General features: G+C 68.2%; 5 protein-coding genes and 1 pseudogene. 5 read left to right on the forward strand and 1 reads right to left on the reverse strand.

Going from position 1 to position 6,663, the window contains the following annotated elements:
• Window positions 1–124 (forward strand): annotated as a pseudogene (locus tag ABTZ17_RS35565) (DUF2267 domain-containing protein); the annotation flags it as partial.
• A 424-nt stretch (window positions 125–548) separates the two neighbouring features.
• Here the strand turns inward: ABTZ17_RS35565 and ABTZ17_RS35570 are convergent.
• Window positions 549–695 carry a hypothetical protein gene (locus ABTZ17_RS35570; protein WP_352199951.1) on the reverse strand — a complete coding sequence of 49 codons (147 nt, stop codon included), beginning with the start codon at window positions 693–695 and terminating at the stop codon, window positions 549–551.
• 419 nt (window positions 696–1,114) lie between these two features.
• Here ABTZ17_RS35570 and ABTZ17_RS35575 point away from each other — a divergent pair, with 419 nt between their 5' ends.
• From ABTZ17_RS35575 to ABTZ17_RS35590, 4 genes are all read left to right on the forward strand, one after another.
• The gene (locus ABTZ17_RS35575; protein WP_352199952.1) at window positions 1,115–1,480 is read left to right on the forward strand and encodes a hypothetical protein; all 366 of its coding nucleotides are present in this window, start codon (window positions 1,115–1,117) and stop codon (window positions 1,478–1,480) included.
• Between the two features lie 18 nt (window positions 1,481–1,498).
• A complete protein-coding gene (locus ABTZ17_RS35580; RefSeq protein WP_352199953.1) occupies window positions 1,499–4,543 on the forward strand; it encodes an RHS repeat-associated core domain-containing protein in 3,045 nt (1,014 codons plus the stop codon).
• A gap of 39 nt (window positions 4,544–4,582) precedes the next feature.
• Window positions 4,583–4,792, forward strand: a complete 210-nt coding sequence (locus tag ABTZ17_RS35585; protein WP_352199954.1) for a hypothetical protein — start codon at window positions 4,583–4,585, stop codon at window positions 4,790–4,792.
• 310 nt (window positions 4,793–5,102) lie between these two features.
• Window positions 5,103–6,572 (forward strand): amino acid permease, encoded by a 1,470-nt coding sequence (locus ABTZ17_RS35590; RefSeq protein ID WP_352199955.1) that lies wholly within the window; start codon window positions 5,103–5,105, stop codon window positions 6,570–6,572.
• Window positions 6,573–6,663: the final 91 nt, after the last annotated feature.

Below are 6,663 nucleotides of genomic sequence, written 5' to 3' on the forward strand. Positions count from 1 at the left end.
CAACATCGTCGCCCGCCTCACCGGACCCGAACTCCTCGACCGCATCCTCCACCGCCTCCCCGACGGCTACGCCCTCCTCTTCGGCCGCGCCGAACTCCGCCGCCCCCAACATGCCGCCGCCTGACCGACATGCACCTCACCCCGTCCCGACAGGACGCCGCACGGGCCTCGTCCGCCTCCGGGTCCCGCCCCGCAGACGGTTCGGCGGGCGGCCTGCGGTCACGGGTCGGTTCAAGCGCCGAAGCGGATCCGGCAGCAGCGTCATGCTCCTGGGGTACGAGCATCCCTGGCCCTTAGGGAGAACCGGGAACCGTCTGCTCCCGGGTCCTGGCCCGCATGGTCGGGCGGGTCCACGGCCGACTGCGCGGTGACCGCGACCAAGCGCCCAAGCCACCGCCGGTATCTCTCCGACCGGCCGGGCTGGTCCGGCGGCATCCGGCCGCCCCGCGGCCCCGACCGTATTCCCTGAGGCGGGTCAGCGCGCCGTGCGGGTCAGCGTCGTCTTTTGAAGGGTCCGTTCTCATGGAGGGCGGGTCGGCTCGGACGGGTCAGCTGAGGGTCGGACGGTCGCAGGGGGGAGCGGGTGGAGCCTTGGGATGCGTGGGGTGGATGTGGCGTGCGAGCCATAGGGCGAGGAGGGTGGCGATTGCCGTCCAAGCGGTGAGGATGACGGCGGTGGTCTGCCAGGCGGACATGGGGTGCTCCTCGGTTGGGTGGTGGGTTCTGCAACGAGCCCGTGTGCCCGTGAAGTTGGGGTGCATTCCTGTGGGGTTGTTCATAAGGTCTGAACCTTCAACGATTTGTTAGGTGCACGGCGATGGGGTCGGGTGGAATCAGAGGCCCGTGCGTGCATCCCCCTTGCTTTGACCCGCAGAGGTATTGATAAGTCTGTTGATTCACCGTAAGTGACCTTGGTTTCGGTGGGTGACGATCGCCTGGAATCTTTCATTCCATCGTGGGGTGGCCCGGACGATGAGCACGGCCCGCCGAGTGGCGGGCCTTGCTTCTTCACATGGGGGGTCCATGTTGCTTCCGGGCTTCAGACGACGATCGACGGCGGTCGCCGCGGTGGGGGTCGTCGCGGCGATCACGGCGTGGGGCATCACCCCCGGCGGTGGCCGCGCCGGGTGCGCTGTCGCATTTGGTGGCGTTGACGGATTCGACGCAGCCGGTGCTGACGGCGATGACCGCGACCGGCTCCGGCCAGGTCACCGTCAAATTCTTCGCCGGAACCTACGCGGCGGGAGGTGCCGACGACCTCGTCGACGGGGCCGCGGTCACGGTGACGGCCGGTCAGGTGGCACGGCTGAAGCTGCCCGACCCGCTTCGGGCAGGCACGCAGTTCGACTGGCAGGCACAGGCATGCCAGGGCACTGACTGCACCGCCCTCACCCCGCGCCGGTCCACGCGGGTGAGCCCGATGACCGGCGCGGGCGAGCGGCCGGGCGCCACCCGCCTGAAGTTCGCCGCCGGCGACTGAGTCGGCGCGCAGGTCGACGTGGGCACCGGCAACCTCCTGGTCACCACGGGTGATCTGACCCTGCCGGGAATCAACGGCGACACCGGTCTCGGCGTGGCCTACAACAGCGCCGCCATCGGCACCGAGGCCACGGGCCCGGACGCGGCCGCGGGCCACGGTTGGAAGCTGACCCCGTACGACGTCGCGCTGACGGTGCACGAGGAGGGCTCGGTCACCTACTACGGGCGCGGCGGCGCCACCTGGCTGTTCACCCACTCTGCCTCCGGCCTGACCGCCCCGGCCGGGGCGAAGGCGAAGTTGGTGAAGAACGCCGACGGCACCTACACGCTCACTGCGAATGACGGTTCCGGCAAGCAGGACTTCGACAGCGCGGGCAAGCTGACGAAGATCACCGACCGCAACGGCAACGCCACCACGCTCGCCTACAACGGCACGCTCCCCTCCACGATCGTCTCCACCCGCGGCACCCAGACCCAGAAGACCGCCGTCTACACGGCCGCCTCCGGGCACGTCACCACCCTCTCCCAGACCGGATCGGACGGCAGGAAGCGCACCGTCACCTACACGGTGGACAGCGCCGGCGACCTGGTCTCGGTCAAGGACACCCTCGGCCGCACGACCTCGTTCGGGTACACGGGGCACAAGCTGACGTCGATCACGAACCCGGGCGGGGGAGTGACCCGCTTCGCGCACGGTTCGGTCGGCGTCACCTCCATCACCCAGGAGAACAAGGCCCCCGGATCCCCGGGAGACTCGGTCACCCGCCTCTCCTACGCCGACCCGGCCAAGACGGTGGTGGCCTCGCCCGACACCGACCAGACGCAGCCAGTCACAGCGGTCCCGCACACCACCTACGAACTCACCGACGACAAGTCGGGCCGCGTGAAGAAGGCCACCGACGCCGAAGGCCGAGAGCGCTCCAGGACATACACGGCCAACTTCGACACCGCCACCGCGACAGACGGCGGTGGGGCGGGCGCAGGCACGACCACGAACACGTTCGGCGCGAACACCGGCGAGTCCCTGACGAAGTCCGAGTCACCGACGGGGGCTTCGCTGTCTGCTGCGTACGGGAACACCGCGGCCGGCTCGAAGTACCTGCCCTCGGAGTCCACGGACGCCCAGTCCAACAAGTCCACGTACACCTACAACGGCGCCGGCAACCTCACCGAGGCCACCGACGCCAACGCCTCCACCGCCAAGGTCGACTACAACACCGACGGCACGGTGAAGACCTCCACCGACCCCGGCAACACCACCAGCACCACCTACAACTACGACACCGCCACCCACCAGGCCACCTCCGTGGACCCGGCCGGCGGCTCGCTGAAGACCAAGTCGTACACGTACGACACGTTCGGCCGCCTCGCCACCTCCAAGGACGGCCGTGGCGTCACCCGCACCTTCACCTACGACGACGCCGACCGCATCACCAAGGTCGACTACTCCGACACCACGGCCGACGTCGGCTACACCTACGACCCCTTCGGCCGGGTCGCCACCCGCTCGGATGCCTCCGGGACCACCACCTACGGCTATGACGACCTGGGCAAGATGACGTCCCGTACCGCGACCGCAGGTGGCGGCACCATCGGCTACGGCTACGACAAGAACGGCAACCAGACCTCGCTCACCGACGCGCGTGGCACCACCGCCTACACCTACGACGCGGCAGACAAGCTGACCCAGTTGACGACCAACGCCCCGTCCACGTCGACGAAGATCGGGTTCGTCTACGACGACCGGGGCTGGCGCACCGACACCTACTTCGGCACCAACGACTCGCGCACGATCTTCAAGGCCCGCGTCCACCAGGACTACGACACCGCAGGCCGCATCAGCCGCGTGTGGGCCGACCAGGGCCCGGCGACCTCGCCGACCCGACAGTTCGACACCACGTACTGCCGGGCGACCGGCACCCCGGCCTGCTCCACCCTCAAGGCGGACAGCCGGAGCAAGCTGCAGTGGAGTAAGGACAACCTTTCGGGTAAGACGACCAGCTACAGCTACGACAGCGGCAGCCGGCTGACGAAGGTCGCGACCTCGGGGGGTGGCAAGACGTACACCTACACGTACGACGCCCGCGGCAACCGCAAAACGTCCTCCGACGGCAGCACCACCCAGACCCTCGCCTACGACGCCGCGAACCAGATCACCACCAGCGGTTACGGCTACGACGGCCAGGGCAACCTCACCACCACCCCCGCCCTGTCCGGGGTGACCTATGACGGCGCCGGCCGCATGGCAACCGCGAAGACCGCCAACGGCACCGGCACCTACACCTACGCCGGCACCAACGCCAACGAGCTGGTCCACCAGACCACCGACAAGGGCGAAAGCGTCGACTACGTCCACGGACGCACCGACCAATACGGCATCCCCGTCATCGAACACGTCAAGCTGACCGCCGGCACCGCCTACATCGAACACGACCCCACCACCGGCCAACCCCTCGCACTGCGCACCACCAACGGCTACGAGGCCTACTACGTCATCGACGGCCTCGGCAGCCCCGTGCAGTTCATCAACCAGTCCACCGTCCAGTCCGGCGTCTACGAATACGACCCCTACGGCGCCGCCCAGACCGTCAAGTCCGGTACCGCCGCCACCGAGAACCCCTACCGGTTCGTCGGCGGCACCTACGACCGCACCACCGGCTACCTCAAGTACGGCCAGCGCTGGTACGACCCCACCACCGGCCGCTTCACCAGCCAGGACCCCCTCACCTTCCTCGCCGACCCTGCACAGGGGAACCGCTACGCGTATGCCGGCGCCGACCCCGTCAACAACATCGACCCCACCGGTCGGGCGCTGCTGGACGCCCTGGGCCCCGCTGGCGACCTCATCCAGGCAGGCTCCCATCTGCTGGAGGGCGACACCCAGGCGCTCTGGGGTGACCTTGCAGGATTGGTCGCGGGCACGATCGTCCTCGGGATCTGCGAATCGGTGATGCTCGGTGGGGCTCCGCTCACGGCCGGCACCTCGGCTCTCTACGGCCAAGCCGTTTGCTATGCCGGTTCCTGGGGTGCGAGTAATTTCGCATCGAACGCAATCGGGGGCTGACGGATCTGATTCGATGTCCCAAAAAGGTAGGAGAAAGAAATGAGTCGCCTCGGTTGGACGCTTGAACAGAGAGCCGGCGTCAAGTGGTTCTTTATGCTCGGCAGCATCGCTGCGGTCTTCGGTCTCATACTGGGAATCGCTCTCGTGGCCATGGGCAATACGGGAGGATGGGCTCTCGTTGCCATTGCGGTGGTGACCTGGTCTGCTGGTTACGTGACCCTGAAGAACATTCGCAAGTCCCAGCCCTAGGCTTCTGCAGGATCGCGCTGTTCGCTCAAAGGACGCTCAGATCCGGATAACGATCCGGTCGCCGCGCCAGGGCCTTTCGGCCTGGTCACCGCCGAATGACCGATATGCCGGTGATGTGCACCACAGTCGGGGCCGGGGCACCGTGGTACACCTTCACGACCGCCTGCCGGACACCACCCCTGTCCGCGCAGGGGCGCCGAGCCGGCCACCGCCGGCGGGCAACTCCATCGGTATTCCGGGGGATCGGAAATCCCGTCCGCGGCCCGTCAGTCGGGCGCGGTGCGGTTTGGAGCGGAAAGGCGCACCACACATGACCTCGACGCAGGTCGGCAAGAACACCGGCGAGAACGACGGCGCCGCCGAGGGCGGCACGCCCGAGGAGGGCTACGAGCGCGGACTCGGCAGCCGCCAGGTCCAGATGATCGCCATCGGCGGCGCCATCGGCGTCGGCCTCTTCCTGGGCGCGGGCGCGAACATCGCGAAGGCCGGGCCCAGCCTCATCCTGATGTACGCCCTGGCGGGCGTGATCGTCTTCTTCATCATGCGCGCCCTGGGCGAGCTGCTGCTGTACCGGCCGGTGTCCGGCTCCTTCGCGGAGTACGCCCGCGAGTTCCTGGGCCCGTTCTTCGGGTTCGCGACGGGGTGGACGTACTGGCTGATGTGGGTGGTCACCGGCATGGCCGAGCTGACCGCCGCGGCGATCTACGTGCACTACTGGTTCCCGGACATACCGCAGTGGGTGACCGCGCTGGTCTTCCTCGTGGTGCTGTACGTGGCGAACCTGATCTCGGTGAAGATCTTCGGTGAGATCGAGTTCTGGTTCTCGATGGTCAAGGTCACGGCCCTGGTCGGCATGATCGTGATCGGTCTGGGCGTGGTGACCTTCGGGTTCAGCCAGGCCGGTGACACGGCGGCGGTCTCGAACCTGTGGGCCTTCGACGGCATCTTCCCGAAGGGCGTGGGCTCCAGCCTGATGACCCTGCAGGGCGTGATGTTCGCGTACCTGGCCGTCGAGCTGGTCGGCGTCACGGCCGGCGAGTCGGAGAACCCGGAGAAGACCCTTCCGAAGGCGATCAACACCCTGCCGTGGCGGATCATCGTCTTCTACGTGGGTGCGCTGAGCGTGATCCTTATGGTCGTGAAGTGGACGGAGTTCCAGCCCGGGGTCAGCCCCTTCGTGGCGGCCTTCGCCAAGATCGGCATCCCGGCGGGCGCGGCGATCGTCAACTTCGTGGTGCTCACGGCGGCCCTGTCCTCCTGCAACTCCGGCATGTACTCCACGGGCCGGATGCTCCGCGACCTCGCGGCGAACTCCGAGGCCCCGAAGATCCTGGGCAAGCTGAGCTCCGCGAAGACCCCGGCCTTCGGCGTGACCCTGTCCGCGGCCCTGATGGGCATCGGTGTCGTCCTGAACTACGTGGTCCCGGAGAAGGCGTTCGGGTACGTGATGTCGGTGGCGACCACGGCGGGCATCTGGACCTGGCTGATGATCCTGGTCAGCCACATCCGCTACCGGCGCGAGGTGGACGCGGGCCGGCTGCCGGCCTCCTCCTTCCCGGCGCCCGGCGGCACGGTGTGCAGCTGGATCGCGGTGGCCTTCCTGCTGATGGTGACGGTGCTGATCGCGATCGACCCGGACAGCCGGATCTCCCTGTACGTGGGTGCCTTCTGGGCCCTGTGCCTGGGCGTGGGCTGGCTGGTGCTGAAGTCGCGCAACCCGCGGATCGCCGAGCGTTCGGCGGCCGCGGTGACGGCGCGGGAGACCGCGGGCCGCTCCTGACGGCTCGTGCCGGGGCCGTCCCCCCGGCGTAGGCGTCCAGGGGGTGGACGGGGAGCTGGCACAGGGCGCCGTCCAGGGCGGCAAGGCTCTG

This window comes from Streptomyces sp. NPDC097619 (assembly GCF_040302735.1).
Lineage (GTDB): Bacteria > Actinomycetota > Actinomycetes > Streptomycetales > Streptomycetaceae > Streptomyces.

Bases quoted from the DNA above. Each gene is read 5' to 3' on its own strand.
- ABTZ17_RS35590 (WP_352199955.1), top strand. From the start codon at position 5,103: ATGACCTCGACGCAGGTCGGCAAGAACACCGGCGAGAACGACGGCGCC.
- ABTZ17_RS35585 (WP_352199954.1), top strand. From the start codon at position 4,583: ATGAGTCGCCTCGGTTGGACGCTTGAACAGAGAGCCGGCGTCAAGTGG.
- ABTZ17_RS35570 (WP_352199951.1), bottom strand. From the start codon at position 695: ATGTCCGCCTGGCAGACCACCGCCGTCATCCTCACCGCTTGGACGGCA.